This is a genomic window from Ensifer sp. ENS06, from assembly GCF_014852205.1.
GTDB classification, from domain to species: domain Bacteria; phylum Pseudomonadota; class Alphaproteobacteria; order Rhizobiales; family Rhizobiaceae; genus Ensifer; species Ensifer adhaerens.
Genome location: NZ_JACVBC010000063.1, coordinates 1 through 312, shown reverse-complemented (window position 1 = coordinate 312; position 312 = coordinate 1). Strand labels below are relative to the sequence as shown.

The window sequence follows — 312 nt, the reverse complement described above, 5'->3', positions numbered from 1 at the left end:
TCTGCCTGCCGGAGTACAACGTCGTGCCGATCCCGGAGGATGTGCCCGACGAGATCGCGGCGATCTTCGATCCGTTCGGCAACGCGGTGCACACGGCACTCTCCTTCGATCTCGTCGGCGAGGACGTGCTGGTGACCGGCGCCGGGCCGATCGGCATCATGGGGGCGCTGGTCGCCAAGCGTTCGGGCGCGCGCAAGGTGGTGATCACCGACATCAACCCGACGCGGCTGGCACTCGCCAAGAGCGTCGGCATCGACCATGTCGTCGATGCCTCGAAGGAAAACCTTGCCGACGTGATGAAGGCGATCGGCA

1 protein-coding gene is annotated in these 312 nt (G+C 65.7%); it reads left to right on the top strand.

Annotated features, from left to right (window positions below; genetic code table 11):
* Positions 1-312 (top strand): zinc-binding dehydrogenase (locus IB279_RS36855; RefSeq protein WP_192341295.1); only part of this gene is annotated, 312 nt, incomplete at both ends.